Below are 21,318 nucleotides of genomic sequence, written 5' to 3' on the forward strand. Positions count from 1 at the left end.
ATTTACATAATTACAAGAGATCAATTGCTCCCCCTTCTTGCTGCTCCTTTGCAATCGACGAGAAACAATATTCAAATCATGCTGTATGTCAAAAATGAGAAGTATCAAGAGGTTTTCAAGGATTTGAAAGGCAACATTCAAGAGAAAGCATACAATCTGCTCTATTTCTCGCGTATTGAAAATGAAGAATGGTTTAAACAGCTAACCGTAAAAAATCTAGATAATCAATGGCTACAGGTGGATACCGATTTAGAGCAACATAACATTTCTCTTATTCGAAAGCTGATCTCGTTTAACGATTATCAAACAGAAATAGGTTACTTGCGAATATCCATTCGCTTGGAGGAATTGTTTCAATCTTTGAATAGCATTAGGGTTGGAGAGCATTCAATCGTTCAGGTGAGGGATAAAACGACGAGCAACATTTTATACCAAGTAAATACAAGCGGTGAAGAGAAGATCAACGAATCCTACTTAACCGTCAAGCAGGACATACCGGGGACTCGTTACGGCTTGGAAATATTGGTTTCAGATCAATATTTCCTCAAGGATGCTCAAGATATTCGAAATGTCACCCTAACCGTATGTATCGCCAGTTTCCTCATTATGCTATTCATCGGCATTCTTGTGGCCCGTTTGTCTAATAGGAAGATGAAGAAAATCATTTCGTACGTCCGTTCACTACGATCCGGCGAGTTTCGCAAACGTATCCTTATTTCAGGTCATGATGAATTTGCACAAATCGCGGTCGCTTTTAACCAAACAGCCTCCAATATTGATCATTTAATTCAAACTGTATATTTGCAAAAAATTAATGTGAAGGAAGCAGAGTTGGAAGCTCTGCAGGCCCAGATTAGTCCTCATTTTCTGTATAATACGCTTTCCTCGATTAATAGTCTTGCCAACATGGGGGAAACGGACAAGGTCAGCGCCATGGTAACCGGTTTGGCGAAATTCTACAGGTTGACGCTTAATGATGGACGTATCATGATACCGCTAGTCAATGAGCTGGAACAGGTGAAGTCCTATATCGAAATTCAGAAGATCAAATATGCCAACCGCTTCGATACATATATAGAGGTTGAGCCGGAATTGCTCGAATGCGAGGTCATAAAACTTATTTTGCAGCCTTTTGTCGAGAATGCATTAAAATATGCTTGGCATGTTGATCGTCTAACCGTCAAAATTGTTGGGAGACGAGTGGGCGATCATATCTTCATATCGGTTATTGATAACGGAATCGGCATACATCGAGACCGGATACGCGAGATTAACAGCAATCAGCCGATGATTTCAAGTTGCGGGATCAGCAACGTGAATGACCGGATCAAGCTGAGATACGGCGGTGATTACGGAGTTAAGGTATCAAGCTTCTATGGAGGGGGCACCACGGTTTTACTTATTCTCCCCTATGAGCAACCGAAGACGGGCATAAAAGATATACGAAAGATGCGGGGGGAAGAGGCATGACCTATCGGATATTAATTGTCGATGATGAATCGGTGGATTTAGAGTGGATGAGAAGAAGGATACAAAGCAGCGGCAAACGGCTTGAGGTAGCTGCAGCTGTGGATAACGTATATGCCGCTCTGGACGTCGTCAAGGAAGAGCAGATTGATATTATACTTTCGGACATACAGATGCCGATTATGACGGGAATGGAACTTATCCGGAAGGTGAAGCAATCCCGCCCGCATATCAGAGTTATGTTCGTCAGCGGTCATAAGGAGTTCGAATATGCGAAGCAGGCTGTTGATTTCAATGCCTTTGGTTATCTCCTGAAGCCGGTGGAGGATAAGGAGTTGTCAGATAAGCTGGATGCTGTTATCGCTGATTTGGACAAGGAGCGGGAACGCAATGAAGAGACGCTGCAGTTAAAAGAGACGTTCTCGCTTGTAAAGCAGGAGATGCTTTTCAGATGGCTGGAAGGTGATAACCTGCAGCTGATTGCAAAGGCTGCATCCGTACTTGAAGAGGAAGTGCAAGCTTACGGAACGGCTGCTGCGGTAGTTGAGGTTGATCAAGTAGATTGGCGGACGGGGAAGGATGACGTGAGCGATTGGCAAACTTCATATCAACAGATCACCCGGTTTGTCGAGGAGTATGTAGAGGAACGGGGATGGGGGTATTGTATTCAGGGAGAACATCAGCGCCGGACGCTGCTTCTATTCGGGGATGAGCATACGCACAGCACAAGGATGGATGAGCTTATTGCAGTAGTGGGCAAGCTGTTTCCGCTAACGATTTCGATCGGACTCGGCTTTCACACGGATGATCAATTGGAGCTCCCCCAGTCTTATGAAGCGGCCAAAAAAGCACTTGGTACTAAGTGGCATGCAGGTAAGAATAAGACACTTACTTCTGGTGATAGCGGTGGGCCGATAAATACGTTTGCGCATAATCCGGACGAGCAATGGCCAGAAATCGTGCAGGCGCTTGCGGATTACAATTTAAAGGCGATCGATGATTGGATCGAGCTGATCTTTCATCAGTTGCAGCCGTTGGAAACCAAAAGCACGGTCTTCCAGCACCTTGTCCATTCCATTATCAAATTGAGCGAGCAATTTTCGACATTGAACGAGAACTTTGACGAATTGATGGAGTGGGAAACCCCCTTTCCGAACAATCTGCTGGGGTTTGAAACCGTACTGGATATGAAGTCCTGGCTGAGACGAAAGTTTTTTGCATTCTCAGAAAAATGGTACCTCAAGAAACAAAATCAGAAGAGAAAACTAATACTTGAAATCATGCAATATGTGGAGGAGCAGATTGACAGGAAAATTACGCTCAAGAAAGCAGCGGATTACTTTGGTTTTTCCACTAATTACTTGGGGTATGTGTACAAGCAAGAGACAGGACAGCACTTTAGCGCATATATTAATGAACTGCGAATCAAGAAGGCTTGCCAACTTCTGCAAAACCCGAAGGTCAAAATTTATGAAATATCCGAAAGCATTGGCTATAAGAATATTGTTTATTTCAACCGCCAGTTCAAACAGGTAACGGGCATGTCGCCCGGCGAATACCGAAAGCGGCTCAGTATTTAACAATATATTATGTGAAACCCCAATCTAAAAGAAAAAGCTGTGGTTTTTACTATAATGGTCATACTCCTGTCAAGCAGATATTAGAAAAAAGCTATGCAATGAGCGCGCATCGGTATTCAATTGGTGCGCGCTGTTTTAGTTTGGCTTGAAACCGCTGGTAGTTAGAAAAGTAAATGTACTCTTCCACAGCTTGCTGAATTTCGAATACCTACTCTTCTATGTAATTTATATATTGCAAATAACATGCTATCCCGGACTATCACTTATACAGATCATTGAACCACGCGGAGTGCAGAAAGAGAATTATGGCTGGTTGCGGATGAATAGCCAGCGAAAATGTTGGTGTATCCAGAATGCGTTATTTGGGAGAGATCTAAAACACCGTGCCTCTCTAAGAACAACTTTCCAATGTATTTTTCATACGATTTCAGTGTACTCTTGGAAATTTGGAACTGTTTTCGATATTCTTGAAACTACTCGAGAATGCTGGAATGATGCGATAACAAGGACAAACACGAGGTCTGATTGAAAAATAACCAAAAAGATACTGTCAATTAAGATTCAAGTTGATTAACAATTTCAAGGGAGGGTTTTCATTGCTTCGATTAATAGGTAGCGTGCGGGATATCTACTAACGTAGCCACACCAAATAAGCGGTAAGGAGCCGTTTAACAAACTATATGAAGGAACGCTCCTTTGTCGCTTACAACTCCAAAATCGCTAAATGTTCGTGCGAAACGACAGCCGTTTACGTTTGAAATCGTTGAAAAAGTAAAGTTTTCGTTGCTCACCTCAATCCCATGATCATCCCTTAATAGTTATCATTAAGAAAAAGAGGGAGGATCAACCTATCGCAATGAAAGAACATATCGCATTAAAGGCGGACATACGCAAAGTAAGAACACCCCGATCCGGTTACGGATTACGAGGCATAATACGACAATGGGATCTCCAGTCAATGGTTTTGCCGGGGTTCATTTGTCTAATTCTTTTCAGCTATATTCCGATGTATGGAGTCATTATAGCATTTAAGGAATTTGACATATTTCAGGGAATAGGGGCGAGTCCCTGGGTTGGTTTCTATCATTTTAATCTATTTTTTGAATCTCCCGAGCTGAATATGGTCATGAGAAACACGATCATCATCTCGACATTGAAGCTGGTCTTGATTTTCCCCGCTCCGATCATGTTGGCGCTCCTGCTTAATGAGATCAGGCATAACGGGTTCAAGCGCTTCATTCAAACGGCAACCTATCTGCCGCATTTTATTTCCTGGGTTATCGTTTCAGGATTAGTATTCTCCCTCCTGTCGGTGGAAAGCGGCAGCTTGAATTATCTTCTTGAGAAGCTTGGGATCATTGATAAGCCGATTAACTGGTTATCTTTGCCGAAATATTTCTACAGTATTCTGCTCAGTGCTAGTATGTGGAAAGAAATCGGGTTCAGCTCCATCGTCTACCTGGCTGCCATAGCCGGTATTAACCCCAGCTTGTACGAAGCCGCGGAGATAGACGGAGCCGGCAGATTCCGCAAGATGTTCAGTGTTACGCTGCCCTGTATCGCACCTGTCGTTATCATCTTCCTAATCCTGTCGATTGGCAACCTGCTAAGCGCCGGTTTTGAAGACATCTTAACGCTAACCAATAACGGCAAGAACGGGACCTTGACCAATGTGGCGGAAGTGCTCGATACGTACGTCTATCGTGTGGGTCTAAGCGAGCAGAGGTACTCGTTCGCAACGGCGGTCGGTTTGTTCAAATCCATCATTAACATTGTATTATTGGTCGCTGCAAATACGATAGCCAAGAGAGTAGGGGGTAATTCCCTATGGTAAGAAACAGCTGGAATGACCGCATCTTCGACATGATCATCTATACGCTGTTAGCGGTGCTCTCTTTTACGGCCATATACCCATTCTGGAATACGCTCGTCATGTCTCTGAATGAAGGAAAGGACACCTCCATGGGGGGGCTGACCTTTTGGCCTCGCGAATTTACTATTTCGAATTACGAAGTGATATTCAGCGATGAACGCTTCTTCCGAGCGATGGGGATATCCATTGCAAGAACAGTATCCGGCACGTTCCTCTCTGTTCTGATTACGGCTTTAATGGCCTTTGCGCTAGCGAAAAAAGAGCTTAAGGGCAAGCGGTTCTACATGATTGCCGGCATCATTACGATGTACTTTCAAGGCGGGCTAATTCCGACTTACCTGTGGCTGCGTGAGATCGGGTTGTTCAATAACTTCTGGGTATTGATTATCCCCGGGATCCTTAGCATCTGGAATATGATCGTGTTCCGCACCTTTTTCCAGGGGCTGCCGGATGAGCTTGAAGAATCGGCCAAGCTGGACGGCTGCAATTACTATGGTCTTTTCTTTCGGATCGTGCTGCCCGTATCGGGACCTGTATTCGCCACATTGTCTCTTTTCACGGCGGTCGGTTTATGGAACGAATGGTTTAATGCCGGTATTTTCATCAATAATGCAGAGCTGCTTCCTGTTCAAAACTATTTGATGAACATGATCAATACCAGCTCGACCGCGGAGATGCTTAGCCAAATGGGCAACGGGGTCAATGTGGTGACTCAGACGGTCACGCCAAAATCGCTTCAGATGACGGCCGTTATGGTGGTCACTCTGCCCATCATCATGGTGTATCCGTTCCTGCAAAAGTATTTTGTCAAAGGTGTCATGATTGGTTCGTTGAAGGAATGATTTAGAGGCCACGTGCCTTTAAATATATAAAACAAGCTAGAGAGGGGTTATCATGTGTTGAAAAAAATAAGAAAGCGGCTGTTTGGGGGATTATCTCTTATCCTCGCCTGCAGTTTGGTTCTGAGTGCTTGCAGCAGCAATAGTAACGACCCGGGGAACAGCACAGGAACAAACACGCCGGAAGTGACTGTAGAGGCGCTGCCTGCATTTGGGGAACAGCCATTAGAGTTCAGCTACTATATGAATTATGACTGGGCTTCTCCAAGTGGTTATGGTACCAATGATGCGGTTACCAAATGGTTAAAAGAAGAGAAAAAAATGAATTTGATTGAAATTGGCTCCAATGGCAATGCAAAGCAGAAATTCGGGACGATGGTTGCGTCGGATACACTGCCAGACGTTATAGCTTTGGACCCGAACACGCCGGAATTCGAAAACTTGGTGAAAAACAAAAAGATCGTTCCATTGGATGCATACTATGATAAGTATCCGAACCTTAAAGATTTGATCGATCCGGATACGATGGATATGATGCGAGCTACCGACGGCCATGTCTACGGTATGCCTAGTTGGTTCGGCAGTTCCAGGAATGAAAATCAAATGGCCAGCTTCGGCTGGATTGTCAACCGTAAGATCTATGCCGAGCTAGGTAAGCCGAAGCTTGAGACGTTAGATGATTTGTATGCGTATTTGAAGCTCGTCAAAGATAAGTATCCGGATATCATACCGATGCAAGATCCATCGGAAATGATGATTTACGGCGGCTACGGCGATTTGCGCTGGTCGGATTCTCTTAAAGAAGTTCCAGTGTATGTGAACTTCAAGACGAACGCGATCGAATCCATATTCACGGATCCGGCCTTCAAGAAAATGAAGGAAATGACAAACAAGTTATATCAAGAAGGACTGGTCTCGCAGGATTTCCTCACTCAAAGCGGCGAGCAAGCAACCGAAAAGCTTAACTCTGGTCGAATTGCCGTACAAACCGCTAACAGCATAACTTCAATAGGGCGAGCAGCGAACAACATTTTGCAGGCGAAGGACCCTGCGGCAGGTTATGATTTTATCCCCTACCTATACGATGATGGCGTGGATCCGGCTACAGTAGCGCCTATCGGCTTTGGTAAGTTGGGCTGGAACCAAACGGTAATTACGACTAGTGCCAAGGAATCGGAGCGAATCTTCCAATTCTTCGACTGGTGGGCTAGCGCAGAAGGTCAACGAATTTCAACATATGGGCCTCCGGGAATATTGTGGGACACTTTTGACGAGAACGGCGCACCGATCGACAACGAGAAGAGCAAGACAATGACTATGGAAGAGAAAGCCAACCTCAAGCTTGGTTGGAATCCGCTCGGCACTTGGCAATTCCATAAGATTGGGGCAGCACGGGTTAAGCAGGACCCTGGGAAGGCCGAATGGGATGTTGTAGCAAGTTTGTTCTATGGTAAATTCGTCAAAACGAATAACGATCAATTCAATGGAATTATGAATATTGACTCCAAGTCCAAGCTGGGAATCGACTTTGCGCGGATGAAGCAGATCGTTAAGGATTACGACGCGAAGCTTGTTTTTGCGAAAGACCAAGCGGAGTTCGATTCCGTATTCAAGCAATATGAAGATGCTTTGAACGCCTCAGGCTACATGGATCTGATTGCGCATGAGACTGAGGTATGGAAGAAGAACAGGGAGAAAATGGGCATATAAGGAACATATAAAACCGGCTCTGCTGGGTTTCGACTGAAACTTCTTGCGAAATCCGGCGCCGGAAAGCTGGTCGCTTCACGAGAGTCCGGGGAATCTTGTGCTGGGCGGGAATAAGACGTCGCTTGACACGACGCTGGCGCCTCCGCTTTTGTCGGCCGCCGACTGTACCATTTGCCATGCAGCATAGCTGCCTTGCTGATTCGGCGACCTTGAATTGGGATCGGGAGAAACTCATTTTATCTCAACGGAGGTAGCGGGCGGCTTTACAGGAAACATGATCGCGATGTATGCCGTGAGCTAACGGGGCAAGGTACGCTGGCACGCTTTGATTGGTTCGATTATAATCCGGCGATTTAGTATATGGCGATTCCTATCAAGTTGGCTGTTTGAGTGGAAATATGAAGGACGTTGCCCGAGCGATGGCATGGGCAGCGTCCTTTACTTTTCTTCCAATTTGAAGGAGAGGGGGATTCTCATTGCATAAGGTCATTCTCGTTAATCCTGAAGAGAGAATACGTCAACAATTGCAAGAGACGGTCGATTGGAAACGTCACGGTTTCGAAGTCATTGGTGAAGCAGGAAATGGCAGGGAGGCTTTGCTCTTGCATGCTGAATTACGTCCTGATCTTATGGTTGTCGAAATCAGCATGCCTGAAATGGATGGCTTGCAAGTCATTGAAACCATTCGTCAGACCGACTTGGAGTGCCAAATCATCATCTTGAGCAGCCATGCTGATTTCTACCATGCCAAGAGTGCGATTTCATTGGGGGTAGCCGCATATTTGTTGAAACCGGCAGATACAAATGAGATCGAGAAGGAATTGACGCGAATCGGAATACGAATGCAAAGGTGCTTCAGGCTGTATCCAAGAGAGTCACGGGAGCGCGAAATGGTCTCGCTGCTTGTTGCTCATGGAGAAGGCAATCTGGCTGACTCGCTTCGGTTGTTCAATTGGCCGAGGTACCGGATACTGCTTGTAAAGCCGAATTCTCCGGAGGGCAACAGTAGTGGTTTAATCGAAATCATGAAGCGGAAAATAGTGAGCCATCTTGAAGAGCGTGAGAAGGGGCTAGTATTCATCATTGACTCGAAAGTAGGAATAGTTCTACGAGAAGTGGGGGAGGAATTTGATGCAGTACGTTTATTTGACGAGATAGAGGATGCGCTTGATGCAGTGAATACACCATTTATTGCCGTCGCGGGGGGAGCCGTCGAAGCGATCACGGAAATCGGGAAATCTTATTCCGAAGCTGCAGAGCTGTTAAAGAAAGAGTTTTTGTACCGGGGGGAGAGGAGAATTATCGACAGCAACGCAAAGATTATGCCGCAAGAGGTGCCTGATATCGGTACATTATCGGACAAACTGTGTTATGCCATTGATATCGGGAATCGATCCTTGCTTTGTCGTGTGCTTGAGGAAGGGCTGCTTGCGATCGCACAATACGACGGAGCAGAGCAGGCTATCAAAACGGTGACCTCACAGTGGATTTCGCTCGCGCTCACCAAGCTGTCGAAAACAAATGAAATTGCATATCTCTTCGTACAAGACGCTTTGCCTATGACTTCGGACATTTATGAGCAGCCCGATTACCGGACACTACAGCGGTTGCTCGAAGACAGGCTGATGCTTCTTCTCGATCGGATAGGATCAGATTGCAGGGACCCGGTCATCAAGCAAGTATTGAACTTTGTGGAACGTCATTACGCCGAGAATTTGAAGTTGGAAACGCTCGGAGAGCTGTTTCATTATAATAGCGCATACTTGGGCCGATTATTTAGAAATGCTACAGGCGACACTTTCCGCACCTATCTGGATAAAGTGCGAATACGAAATGCCAAAGTTTTGCTTGAGAGCGGTCTCAAGGTCCACCAGGCTGCTTCCCGGGTAGGAATCTCCAACGTCGACTACTTCCATATGAAATTCAAAAAATATTTAGGGGAAAAACCGTCCCGTTACAAAAGAAAAACCGTCTCGTTTCAAGGCAAAGCCGCCCAAAACGAATGACAATCGCTTAAAATCGGAGGTTGTTTTTACATGAAAATGGGAGTCGATTATTATCCCGAGCATTGGGAGCAAACCATGTGGGAACAGGACGCCAAATTGATGCGCGAGACAGGCGTAAGCCTTGTTCGGGTAGCCGAGTTTGCTTGGTCACGCCTGGAGCCGGAAGAAGGAGGCTATGATTTCTCGTGGTTGGATGAAGCGATAGACGTCTTCGATCGCCAGGGGATCAAGGTCGTTATCGGCACGCCGACTTGTACACCGCCGAATTGGCTCGTGAATCGGTTTTCCGATGTGATTCCTGTAGATGCGGTACTTCATCCACGCTATCCCGGGATACGGGGACATCGCTGCTACAATAGTCCGTCCATGCGATTATTTTCAGAGCGAATTGTAGAGAAGCTTGCCATGCACTATTCCAATCATCCGGCCGTTATCAGCTGGCAGATTGACAACGAGTTCAGCCTGAACGAATGTCATTGCGAGAGCTGCAATCAGCAATTTCGTCGATGGCTTTCGGACAAATACGGTTCGCTTGATGCCATTAACGAGGCCTGGGGGACGGTCGTGTGGAGCGGCGAATACAGCAGCTGGGACCAGATTACGACCCCACTTGGCGGAACGGCATACAAGAATCCATCGTATCTGCTCGACTATAAACGGTTCGAAACCGACTCCGTCGTCGAATTCCAACAGCTGCAGGGCAATATATTGCGGCAATATTGTCCGGGACATTTTGTGACACATAATATATGGAGCTATCCGATGTCGCTGGATTATTACAAGCTCTGCAAGCGGCTGGATTTTGCCTCCCTCGATTATTACCCGAACACGAGTCCGGAGAAAGCCGTTTCGAGCGGTTACAGCGGCGCGTTGACACTTGATTTGACACGCGGAATCAAGAGAAGCCCTTTCTGGATCATGGAAACGATCAGCGGGCCGCCCGGCTGCTGGTTTCCGATGTGGCGGACGCCTCAGCCGGGGTTCATTCGCGCATATGCATGGCAGTGCATTGCCCGCGGTGCCGACACGCTCGTTCATTTCCGGTGGCGAAGCGCTCCGTTCGGCGCTGAGCAATTTTGGCACGGATTAATCGACCACAGCAATGTACCCGGCAGACGATTCGAGGAATATCGGATGTTATGCGATGAAGTGAACCGGCTTTCTCCTGTCTTGGCGGGTTCGGAGGTGCTTGGCGAGGCTGCCGTTCTCCATTCGCACGACTTGTACAATGCGTTCGCGATTCAGCCTCAGGCAGAAGGAATGGATTATTTCGATAATCTGAAGCTTTATCATCGGGCTCTGACCAAATCGGGCATTCTGACGGATGTTGTGAATACAACGGACGATCTTGACAGGTATCGCCTTATTATTGCGCCGTCACTCTATTTATTGGATGAAAACCTGGCGGATAAGCTGAAGAATTGCGTGAAGAACGGAGCCATCTTAATCTTGACGAATCGTACCGGCGTGAAAAACCTGAATAACGTATGTTGGATTCATCCGCTGCCTGGTCAGTTGGCCGAGGCGGCAGGGGTAACCGTAACCGAATACGATCCGGTCGGCAACGACGTTCATACTATCCGGATGACAGATGGGAAAACGCATACCTGCAGTCAGTGGTGCGATATTCTGGAACCTGCTGGCGCCGAGACGATTGCTTGGTATGAGAACGATTTCTTCGCGGGGAAACCGGCTGTAACGGTTCATGCATGGGGTGAGGGCAAAGTGTACTATATAGGCACCGTTGCCGAGGAAAGCTTCTACCTGGATTTATTCGGGAAGGCTGCCGATGAGGCCGGTCTAACCCGATTTACCGGTTTGCCGGAGGGGGTTCAGATTTCGATACGCCGGAAGGGAACGGCGCGTTATTTATTCGTATTGAATCTCACGCGGAAGAAACAGACTGTCAAGTTGGGGGGCGCGTATTTGAGCCTTCTGCGAGAGGAGTCGGTTGGTCCTGCTATAGACTTGGACCCGTATGCGGTGGAAATCGTCAAGCTTGTTGAAGACGACGTCTTTTGTATAAAATAGGAGGCTTTCTCAATGAACCAGCAATCCAGAACGATTTTATTTCAAGGCGATTCCATTACCGACGGTAGTCGGGGCCGCAACGAAGATCCCAATCATATATTGGGTCACAGCTACGTCTTTATCCTGGCAGGGAAGCTTGGATATGAACTGGCAGGAGAGAGGCCGCATTTTATCAACAGAGGCATCAGCGGTAATCGGGTATCGGATTTGTACGCGCGTTGGAACGAGGACGCAATCAGCCTGAAACCGGACCTGATCAGCATGCTGATCGGAGTGAACGATGCCTGGCGAATTGTTGAAGGGCTGCCAAGCGGCGCTACCGACCGATTCGAAAGAGCGTATCGGCATTTGCTTGAGGAGACCAAAGAGGTGCTGCCGCATACCGGGCTGGTCATATGCGAGCCGTTTGCTTTAAAAACGGGCTGTACGGTGGAGAAATGGGAGCTGTGGCAAAAACAGCTTGATGAATATAGCGGCATATCGCGCCGGTTATCCGAGGAATTTAATGCAGTGTTCGTTCCTCTGCAGGCGGCGTTCGACAAGGCAGCGTCAGGCAAGGATGCCGCTTATTGGTTATGGGACGGCGTTCATCCGACGGCAGCCGGTCATGAGCTTATAGCCCGCGAATGGTTGTCGGTCGTTCAAAATAGTCAGCTGGCGATTCGCTGATTCGTTCATGCTCAGCATGCACTCAAGCTTTATATACCTCAAACCGCAATGGTTTGTGGGTATTTTTGTGGAATGAATCATCCATAATCGGACAGATGTCTATATCATGCTATTCACTAACCTAATAATCAAGGTGTGAATCGGTGTTATATAATCGAAAATGAAGAGAGATCACCAAAAGTGATTCTCTTTTTGAAACGTATGAAAACTTTTGAACGATTAGGAGTGCAGCATTGTGACGTATACCAATCCCATAATTCCTGGATGTTATCCCGACCCGAGTATCTGCCGGGTCGATGATGATTATTATCTGGTGACAAGCACTTTTGCCTATTTTCCTGGCGTCCCTATGTTTCACAGCAAGGATCTTGTCAATTGGCGCCAGATCGGACATTGTCTCACAACCGAGCGGCAGTTGCCGCTGGCAAACACTTGGATCTCGGGAGGGATCTACGCTCCGACGATACGCTATAGCGACGGCTGGTTCTATATGGTGACGACGAATGTGAGCGGGTTCGGCAACTTCTTTGTCCGCAGTAAGCAGCCGACCGGTCCATGGTCCGATCCGGTACCTATCGTGCAGGGCGGTATTGATCCTTCTCTGTTCTTCGATGAGGACGGCCGCGTATACTTTCAATCCAATTGTAAAGGCAATGAAGGCTACGGCATTTATCAATGCGAGATCGACATATCGACCGGAAGCATGCTGACTGAGAGCCGTCTACTCTGGAAGGGAACGGGCGGAGCGTACCCGGAGGCTCCTCACCTTTACAAGATCAACGGACTTTATTATTTAATGATTGCCGAAGGAGGCACGGAATACGGGCATATGGTGACGATTGCGAGAAGCGGCGATCCCTACGGTCCTTTTGAACCATGTCCCGAGAATCCGATCTTGTCTCACAGAAGCTTGAACAGCAGCATACACGCAACCGGGCATGCGGATCTGGTACAGGCGCATGACGGAAGCTGGTGGGCGGTGTTCCTGGGCATCAGGCCTGTCTCCTATCCCTACCGGCATCATCTGGGTCGGGAGACGTTTCTGGCGCCCGTGTCATGGACATCTGATGGCTGGCCGATCATCGGTGATGGCGGCAGGATCGAGTCCGTTATGGAGGCACCGCAGTTAACTGAAGTCCGGTGGCCGCCTAAGGCAATCAGAGATGATTTTGACGATACAATGCTAGGCTTCGACTGGGTCTTCCTGCGTAATCCGGCGCCGGACAGCTGGTCACTTCGCGAATGTCCGGGGCATCTTGCGCTTCGTGGAAACAAGACGTCGCTCGACGATGCCAGCGCACCCGCCTTTGTGGGGCGCCGCCTGAGCCATATGTCATGCAACATTGCCGCCCTTTTAAATTTCGAGCCGGTAAACGATGGTGAGGAAGCCGGACTTACCGTATTTATGAACGAAAGGTATCATTATGATCTGTCCGTAACGTGTAAAGAAGGACGTAAAGTAATTGTACTCCGGCGCACGGTGGGGTCATTGAGAACGGAGCGCACGCTGGACTGCGCAGAGGGTAATGTCGTACTCCAGATTGAGGCTCGTCCGGAATCATTTGGTTTTGCCATTCAGCAAGAGGGATCCAGTGTTCTTGAATTGGGCTCGGGAGAAACTCATCTGCTCTCAACGGAAGTTGCGGGCGGCTTTACGGGAATACTCATTGCGATGTATGCCGTTTGTGATACGGGGCAGGGTTCGTCGGCGCTCTTTGATTGGTTCGACTATGAGCCGAGAGATTAATATTGGATGTTCCTAGACATCTTGAAAATTGCCCTCGCAGAGAGAGGGAATCCCTTTTCCGACCTTTGTCGAAGCGTTGATGATGGAGATCACGTTTGAATTATTGCGCGAAGCCGGAATTCGCATGCCACGAACTACCGGACAAGCGATATCTACCGTCGGCGCACTCGTGCTTGGTCAATCCGCCGTTGAAGCAGGAATGGTTTCCCCAAAGCGGAGGTCTTGGGGATACAAAAGAGGCCATCGAGCAATCTCGAGGAAGAGATGAGAATGCCAAAGACGACGCACTTAGCGCCTACCAGAACAACGCGTTCCAGTAAAGCAACCGGGCTGCAGTTCAGCAGTCAGGTTGCTTTTTTTATAAATTATATTAAATTTGTTGCTTTAAGCTTGAACGTTTCATCCTCCTCAAGCCAGTTGTAGACAATGACTCACCTTTCCCTTTGGAGCAACAGGCAGGGCCCGGTGGACAGACAGGAAACGTGCTGAACAATGACCGCGGGGACTACAGGGGAAAGCCATCGTCAAATAGAAGATGAAGCTGCAATAAAAAAGTTCAACGTTTGTCATGATATAACTATTGGCCGTTGAGCGCAGAAACAAATGAACTCCTCATGTTTAGGTAACCGATTGTCGTCATGGCATTTGTCAGCCCTAGCCCCATAGGCGGCTTTCATGCCGGATGAAAGCAGAGGAGTACTGCCCCAGCGCACGGGCGCATGGCAGGACTCCTTTTTTACCGAAACGATTTCAGTTCTACGGTGCTGTGCCCGTGATGTTCGTGCCGTTCTTCGTAATCGTGTACTCGATGATGTCGCCGCTCCAGAAGTGGAACTTCAGAATCACCGTTCCGTCGTTCACTTCGTTAAAGAAGCTCTGTGTAAGAGCGATTTCATTCGTAGCATAAGATGGTTTGAAAGTCCGGCCGTACTCCTTGAACGAAGTCCAGTTATGCGGACCGGCATTGCCCCCTTCAACATATACGGCCTCCATCGTGGCAATACGGTCGCCGTTGAAGGCAGTCGGAATCGCGAAATTTGCGGTGGTGCCTTCCGCGTTTTGAAGCACCGGGGTGTCATTGTACAAGACATGGAAGGTCCAATCGGCGCCTTTGTTAAATTGGACTTTCAATACGGCTACCTCGCCGAGTGCGGCCGATTCAGTCAGCTTGGCGGTAAAACTTGCTTTGAGGGTCAGGTCTTCGCCGTTCAACTCATAATCTTTGCCCTTTTTCAACTTATAGTCTCCGGCCCGGATGCCGGTCAGCTTATTGCCGTTCAAGTGCAAGGGCACTAAAGTGTCCTGAGCCGACGCGTCTTTCCTGACAAAGATCAGATCGGATTCGCCAGTGGAAGAGCGGCCTTTCAAGCTGGCCATGATCTGATTGTAAAGCTCCGGATCGTTCCACTGAAGCGTTCCGCGGTCAAAACGCCCGCCGTTGTCCCACAGCATAAGGGCAAGTTTGTTCTCTACGGATTTAGAGGTGAAATACTCGATAAACTTCAACATCTCGCCATGCTCGGGCACACCTTCACTGGCATCCCAGCCTAGCAGTCCGTATTCGCCTACGATAACGGGAATTCCTTTTGATACAAACTCATTAGATACATTGTCAATCAATGTATCGACATCCTTAAGCGTATCGGCCTCAAGCTTCGGGTAGCCCGCAATGTTTACGCTGAACGGCCAGAAGCCGTAAAAATGAATGGTCACGATTAAATTCGGATCGTTCAGCTTGGCAATCGTGCTTGCAAGCGAATCCACACGCACTTTCTCGTGATTGCAGTATAACGTCGGCAGCACAAGCGGACGATCGGCATTAGCGCCTCCAGACTCTCTTACAATATGCACGAAGGTTGTGTTGATCTCATCAAGAAATTCGAGCTGCGTCGTGATATCAACGTTTAAAAATTCCGGTTCGTTGATGCTTTCGAACATCAGTTTGTCGGGATGATTCTTGAAGCGGTCGGAGATCTGCGTCCATAACGCGGTATATCGGGCCATTACTTCGTCATGATCCGTTGGCATCGTTCTGACCCACATCCAAGCGTCGTGGTGAACGTTGATCATGACATACAGACCCTCTTCGAGCGACCAATCGACGACTTGCTGAACCCGGTCCATCCAGGCCGGATCGATCGTATAGTCCGGTGCGCCGCCCATCCGCCCGTTCCATGTAATCGGAATACGGATGCTTTTGAAGCCCTGCTTCCTAATTTCCGTAAGGAATTCTTTGGTCACGATCGGGTTGCCCCAGGATGTCTCGTCACCATTATTTGGTTCATTCATATCAAATGAATCAAATGTATTGCCCAGGTTCCATCCGGGCTGCATTGCACTGACATAAGACTGCATTTTGCTTTCTTTCGGGGAAGCAGCGGCCGAACCGACGGATGAAAACAACGCCATCAGCAGGGCAACGACCACTAAGACGGACAGATATGATCTTTTTGTGCGCATGAAAAATCTCCTTTGCTTTTTAATAACACCGCCTTGCTGTCTTTCGAGTAAATCGGCTTACAGCGATACTTGAGACAGTTCTTCAATGTTGTTTTCATGCATCTCCTTTATGAATATTTGTTGTAAGCGGTAACATTTTAAATTATAACTGTGTGAAGTTCCTGATCATACAACAAAAAATGACTTAAAAATCAGATAAAAATTGAATTTTTTGGATGAAGGAAGAGCAAAGCGGTGACCGCAGAAAGTCAAAATACGTAATGCTTAAACGGCTCGTGGAAATTTAAAATTTTTTCGCCTCCGGATGTTGTAACCAATGCGTTCTATCATCCGGAATATGACGCGTCCCGTTGGGACGATATCCCGGTTCCTTCCAACAGGGAGCTGTTATGGTCGGCTGGAACATTATCGATTAACGCATACAGTTCATGGCCAGTGAGAATCTATTGTGATATGTCGTCACCAGCGCGGATGTCTGGAAAGAGACGGGCTGGAACGCGATCATTTATCTGGCTGCAATAACAGGCGTCAGCGCCGATTTATACGAAGCGGCTCGTGTAGACGCGGCCGGCCGGATTCGGCAGATCTGGCACATTACGCTGCCGGGGATTCGTCCGACCATCATTATTTTACTGATCATGTCGATCGGACACTTGCTCAGTATCGGCTTCGAGAAGCAATTACTTCTCGGAAACAGTCTGGTCGCTGAGAAGTTCGAGGTGCTCGATCTTTACGCATTAAATCACGGTCTCGGTATTGGACTCTACTCCTTCGGGACAGCAATCAATATTCTCAACTCCCTTATCAGTTTAATCCTACTCTTTGTTTCGAACGGCATTTTAAGAAAATGACGAAAGAAAGTATCATGTAAGGAGAATATGTTAGATGGGCAAACAGAGCCCAATAAGAACGAGCTTGCCGGACCGGGTTTTCGGTAATTTTTTGCCTATGCGGTCGTCCTCCTGGTGACAATTTGTACGTTATTTCCCCGCCACCTGACGTTCAATAATTACTCGCTGATCTTTTCGTTCCCGGGATTTCTAACCGGTCTCAATCTGCGCGTTGTCGTATCAATTGCTTTTCGACTCATGCTGCAGGCGAAGTCATGTTTCTTCAGAAGTCGTTGATTTTTCTTGCTAGCATATTGGACGCCACGATCAGAATGGACGATTAAACCTTTTGATGCGCCTGCGCGCCATATGGCCTGTTTTAATGCAGAAGAGACTAGCTCGGTCTTCATACGGCTGTCCATTGCCCACCCTACGATAGCGCGGCCATGCAGATGTGCATAACTCCCGCGAGGTATAGCCAACCTTCAATGGTAGGAATATAGGTGATATCTGTTAACCATTTTTCGCGTAGTTGTTTGGTTACTTGAAAACTTCTCCAAGTCAGGGTGAAGTCTCTTTATTATGCTCAGAAAACCTTGTGGTTCAAGGGCTTTGATTATTGCAAAATGCTCATTCATAAAAAAAGAGAAAGAGTAGAAGATAATATATTTTTTTAATATGAACTATTGTAAGCGCTGTTATAGTTTAAGTAATATAGAGATTCAGCTAACTAATGTTGATTATAAAGGAGGAACGACCATGCGTTTCCGTCATTTTCATTCCATTGTAGTCCAACTCTTTTGGTTCTGCTTTATCGGCATGACGCTTCCCGTTCTGGTCATGGGTTTTTTGTCTTATCATAAATCGTCCTCTATCGTAGAGGAACAAGTCAGTAAGGTAGCCTCGCTTACTATTACACAGGTGAGTGACAAGCTGAACCTTTATTTCAAAAAGCTTGATGATTCGTCCATGATGGTGTTAAACAGTAAGGTCATCCACAATATTTTGAAGGAACAATCGAAAGAGAAGTTGTATGAAACCACGCTCAAGATTCAAGATGGACAAGACATCCTAACATCCATCATGATTAATTCGTCAGAAATCCTCGATATCTACATATTCGATGTGAACCGCAACAATTCGGTATTAAGCTCGGACTCCTTGGTGTCTCTGGATCAATGGGATTCCGACTGGTATAAAGCGATATTGGAAGCAAACGGTAATAGCGTTTGGTTCGGACTCTCTCAAAACTCTTATTTAAAGAAAACGGAAATGGGGTTTCCTGTATTCGGCCTTGGCCGCGCCATACGAAGCTGGGAAACCGGCGACATTATCGGCGTGATGTTCTTTGAGATTATGGGCGAGGTTCTGATCGATGAGCTTAACCGCGTTCAATTTGGGGATACGGGTTACATCTACGTCACCAATGACAAGAACCGTTATTTCTATCATCCGGATTCCAAGCAGTATGGAAAAGAGTCCAAGCTCATCCTTCCTTCGCAAGCGACGGAATATAACAAAGACAACAAAAGCACGCTGGTGATTCCTGAACGCCTGTATAACGGCTGGGATGTGGTTGGGGTTGTACCTCTCGAGGAACTGACAGCCGATTCGGCCAGTATCCGGAAATTCACGATGTGGATTGCACTTTTCTGCATCCTTTCTGCAATGGGCATGGGGTATTTCGTTACCCGTAAAATCGGTAATCCGTTAGTTAATTTGAGCCGATTGATGCGTAAAGGCGAGAACGGCGACCTGAGCGTCCGGAGCAAGAGCGTCGGCCGGAACGAGATTGGGCAGCTGGGCCGCAGCTTTAATAAAATGATCAAACAGATCGATCTGTTAATCGCCCGAATCGCCAAGGAGGAATCGGAGAAAAAAAAGGCGGAGGTACGAGCGCTTCGCTATCAAATTAACCCTCACTTTCTTTATAATACGCTGAACTCGATAAGGTGGATGGCTAAATTGAACCGGACCAATGATGTAGACAACGCTGTCACTACGCTGGTTCAAATATTGGAAGGCAGTCTTGAACGGAATGGCGTTTTCATTCCGCTCGGGGAGGAGCTTGAACTGCTCCAGAAATATATGATCATTCAGGAATACCGCTATGATAACAAAATCAGCTTAAATATCCATTGCCGGGAGGAGCTCAAAAAAATACAAATTCCACGAATGCTGCTTCAGCCCATCGTCGAGAACGCCATTTTCCATGGGATAGCTCCAAAGGATTCAGATGGATCGATTGATATCGAAGTCGAACAAAACGGACAAAATATCCTGGTCAAAATAACCGACGACGGTATCGGAATAGATGAGGGAAGGCTTCATCAACTGCAGATGAACGATAAAGAACGCAGCAATAAAGGGATGACCAATATCGGACTGAATCATGTTCATCAGACCATCCAGTTATATTACGGAAATACATACGGCCTCAGCATCTCAAGCATCAAAAACGAAGGGACACGCGTGCTTATTACGATTGCCGATTCAAAGGAGGAAACCTATGTACAGAGTGCTATTGGTTGATGACGAGAAGATAGCGCGAATCGGGCTTCGTACCACTTTTGATTGGGAGAGACACGGATTTACATTGGTTGGTGAAGCGTCAAACGGGCAAAATGCAATGAAATGGATTCAGAATCAAGAGATTGATATATTGATCACTGACATTGCTATGCCTGTGATGGATGGACTCGAGCTCACGCGCAAGACCAAAGAATTATGTCCTTGGGTCAAGGTGTTGCTGCTCAGCTGCCATAATGATTTCGAATATGTACGGGAAGGAATCCGGTTAGGGGCCAGCGATTACATCTTGAAGCCGACACTTAACTCGGATTCGCTCATAACGGTTCTGAATCAAATGAAAAAAAAGCTTCAGGATGAAAGCGAGAACAGACAAATCGTTCAGCAGTTTGAAGACCAACAGCTTGCTAATAAGCTAAAAATGCTCGAGAAGACATTCTGCAAGGCGCTATGCGGTGACCCGGCTGCTATCGAACGAATAAAGACAGAATGCCCGGAAGAAAGCTACCGTATTGCCGCTTTGGGGATCAACGTATTTGGCAAAACGGATGCTGAAAGGAATGATCTCCTAACGGAGCTGGGAGAAGTGCTCAAACAGGTTCTCTATCAAGCCTTTGGTTCCTTTGTGTCTGTCATGCTTCGTCCGGACTTGCTTTTGGCTGCTCTTCCTGTACACCCAAACCCGCATGTCACGTTTTATGAGCTTATCGAGCAGTTTTCGCAGCATACGGAGTCGAACCTATTGCACGTATCCATAGGACTCAGCGTCGTGTATGAGAATTATCTTGACCTTCAGAATGCCTGCATGGAGGCGGAAAAAGTGCTCGCGGTCGGTTTCTTCCGAGGACCGTGCCGCTTGCTTGCTGCTGAGGAGCAAACGGATTCCATTTCGGCATCGCCCTATCCTTTTGCGGCAGCCTTACACGAACTCAAAGAGTCGCTAACGATGGGCTTTCATTCCAGATCGGAACAAATGATAAATGAAATCATGAATCATTGGTTACCGCAATATCGATCGAAAGAGGAAGTGCTGCAGGAGGCTGAGGAATTGCTTAGCCTGTTTGCCGTATTCAAAGACGCGGATTCTTCCATCATCCGGAAAATTCGGGAGCTCGGCAGGCTGGGTTATGTCACTGAGGTCATTCAACATGTGAAAGATGGCTACCAAACAATCGTGGGCGGTGAAGACTTTCCGCGGCCGGATAAAACATTGCACCAAAGGATCGTAATGGAGGCCGCTGCCTATATCAAGAACCATTATAGGGAATCGATCTCCCTGCAGGAAGTGGCTGATGCGGTAAATGTAAGCAGGAATTATTTCAGCGAAATGTTCAAACGTGTGACAGGAGAGAAATTCATCGATCACCTGATCGCCTTGCGCGTAAAGAAAGCGAAGGAGCTGCTGCAAGGATCATCGCTCAAGGTGTATGAGGTAGCCGAGCAGTCCGGTTTTAACGACGTAAAATATTTTAGCAAGCAATTTAAAAAGATCGTAGGATTATCTCCAGCCGAATATCAAGGTTTATTGCGAAAATAAAATAACGCAAATTGCGGAAAACAAGACACTCTTTCGGAAC

General features: G+C 47.1%; 15 protein-coding genes and 2 pseudogenes. 14 read left to right on the forward strand and 3 right to left on the reverse strand.

The genetic code is table 11. The features are described 5' to 3' along the window. The first annotated feature begins 123 nt into the window (after positions 1-123). Positions 124-1,470 carry a sensor histidine kinase gene (locus tag HI950_RS02215; RefSeq protein WP_169081789.1) on the forward strand — a complete coding sequence of 449 codons (1,347 nt, stop codon included), beginning with the start codon at positions 124-126 and terminating at the stop codon, positions 1,468-1,470. Beyond that, positions 1,467-3,047, forward strand: a complete 1,581-nt coding sequence (locus HI950_RS02220) for a response regulator transcription factor (RefSeq protein ID WP_169081788.1) — start codon at positions 1,467-1,469, stop codon at positions 3,045-3,047. The genes HI950_RS02215 and HI950_RS02220 overlap by 4 nt, the downstream gene beginning before the upstream one ends. A 91-nt stretch (positions 3,048-3,138) precedes the next feature. On the opposite strand, the gene HI950_RS36915 is transcribed toward HI950_RS02220, so the two are convergent. Continuing rightward, on the reverse strand, positions 3,139-3,246 hold the full coding sequence (locus HI950_RS36915; RefSeq protein WP_411268064.1) for an IS3 family transposase: 108 nt from the start codon (positions 3,244-3,246) through the stop codon (positions 3,139-3,141). Positions 3,247-4,005: 759 nt separating this feature from the next. Between HI950_RS36915 and HI950_RS02230 the strand changes: the two genes are divergently transcribed. From HI950_RS02230 to HI950_RS02275, 9 genes and pseudogenes are all read left to right on the forward strand, one after another. After that, complete coding sequence (locus HI950_RS02230) at positions 4,006-4,881, forward strand: ABC transporter permease (RefSeq protein WP_223285109.1); 876 nt, start codon at positions 4,006-4,008, stop codon at positions 4,879-4,881. Continuing rightward, positions 4,875-5,762: a carbohydrate ABC transporter permease gene (locus HI950_RS02235; protein ID WP_169081785.1), complete on the forward strand. Its 888-nt coding sequence runs from the start codon at positions 4,875-4,877 to the stop codon at positions 5,760-5,762. The genes HI950_RS02230 and HI950_RS02235 overlap by 7 nt, the downstream gene beginning before the upstream one ends. A gap of 57 nt (positions 5,763-5,819) precedes the next feature. Continuing rightward, positions 5,820-7,469, forward strand: coding sequence for an extracellular solute-binding protein (locus HI950_RS02240; protein ID WP_169081784.1), 1,650 nt, complete (start codon positions 5,820-5,822; stop codon positions 7,467-7,469). 476 nt (positions 7,470-7,945) lie between these two features. Further along, complete coding sequence (locus tag HI950_RS02250) at positions 7,946-9,475, forward strand: response regulator (RefSeq protein WP_169081783.1); 1,530 nt, start codon at positions 7,946-7,948, stop codon at positions 9,473-9,475. A gap of 30 nt (positions 9,476-9,505) precedes the next feature. Next, complete coding sequence (locus tag HI950_RS02255; protein WP_169081782.1) at positions 9,506-11,506, forward strand: beta-galactosidase; 2,001 nt, start codon at positions 9,506-9,508, stop codon at positions 11,504-11,506. Positions 11,507-11,518: 12 nt separating this feature from the next. Continuing rightward, entirely contained in the window at positions 11,519-12,175 is a 657-nt protein-coding gene (locus tag HI950_RS02260; protein WP_169081781.1) for an SGNH/GDSL hydrolase family protein, read from the forward strand. 235 nt (positions 12,176-12,410) lie between these two features. Continuing rightward, positions 12,411-13,922 carry a glycoside hydrolase family 43 protein gene (locus tag HI950_RS02265; protein ID WP_169081780.1) on the forward strand — a complete coding sequence of 504 codons (1,512 nt, stop codon included), beginning with the start codon at positions 12,411-12,413 and terminating at the stop codon, positions 13,920-13,922. A 28-nt stretch (positions 13,923-13,950) separates the two neighbouring features. Continuing rightward, positions 13,951-14,130 (forward strand): annotated as a pseudogene (locus HI950_RS02270) (spore germination protein); the annotation flags it as partial. Beyond that, positions 14,096-14,242, forward strand: a complete 147-nt coding sequence (locus HI950_RS02275; RefSeq protein ID WP_187768034.1) for a hypothetical protein — start codon at positions 14,096-14,098, stop codon at positions 14,240-14,242. The pseudogene HI950_RS02270 and the gene HI950_RS02275, both read left to right, overlap by 35 nt. 436 nt (positions 14,243-14,678) lie before the next feature. Here the strand turns inward: HI950_RS02275 and HI950_RS02280 are convergent, their stop codons facing one another. Then, positions 14,679-16,382, reverse strand: a complete 1,704-nt coding sequence (locus HI950_RS02280; protein ID WP_169081779.1) for a cellulase family glycosylhydrolase — start codon at positions 16,380-16,382, stop codon at positions 14,679-14,681. 419 nt (positions 16,383-16,801) lie between these two features. On the opposite strand from HI950_RS02280, the pseudogene HI950_RS02285 reads away from it, so the two are divergent. Next, positions 16,802-17,253 (forward strand): annotated as a pseudogene (locus tag HI950_RS02285) (ABC transporter permease subunit); the annotation flags it as partial. 138 nt (positions 17,254-17,391) lie between these two features. Here the strand turns inward: HI950_RS02285 and HI950_RS35540 are convergent. Then, complete coding sequence (locus HI950_RS35540) at positions 17,392-17,694, reverse strand: DDE-type integrase/transposase/recombinase (RefSeq protein ID WP_411268055.1); 303 nt, start codon at positions 17,692-17,694, stop codon at positions 17,392-17,394. Positions 17,695-17,971: 277 nt separating this feature from the next. Between HI950_RS35540 and HI950_RS02295 the strand changes: the two genes are divergently transcribed. Both HI950_RS02295 and HI950_RS02300 read left to right on the forward strand, forming a co-directional pair. Next, the gene (locus HI950_RS02295; protein WP_169081777.1) at positions 17,972-19,744 is read left to right on the forward strand and encodes a cache domain-containing sensor histidine kinase; all 1,773 of its coding nucleotides are present in this window, start codon (positions 17,972-17,974) and stop codon (positions 19,742-19,744) included. Then, on the forward strand, positions 19,722-21,278 hold the full coding sequence (locus HI950_RS02300) for a response regulator transcription factor (RefSeq protein ID WP_169081776.1): 1,557 nt from the start codon (positions 19,722-19,724) through the stop codon (positions 21,276-21,278). The genes HI950_RS02295 and HI950_RS02300 overlap by 23 nt, the downstream gene beginning before the upstream one ends. The last annotated feature ends 40 nt before the right edge of the window (positions 21,279-21,318 follow it).

Source organism: Paenibacillus sp. PL91 (assembly GCF_012935325.2).
Taxonomy (GTDB): domain Bacteria; phylum Bacillota; class Bacilli; order Paenibacillales; family Paenibacillaceae; genus Pristimantibacillus.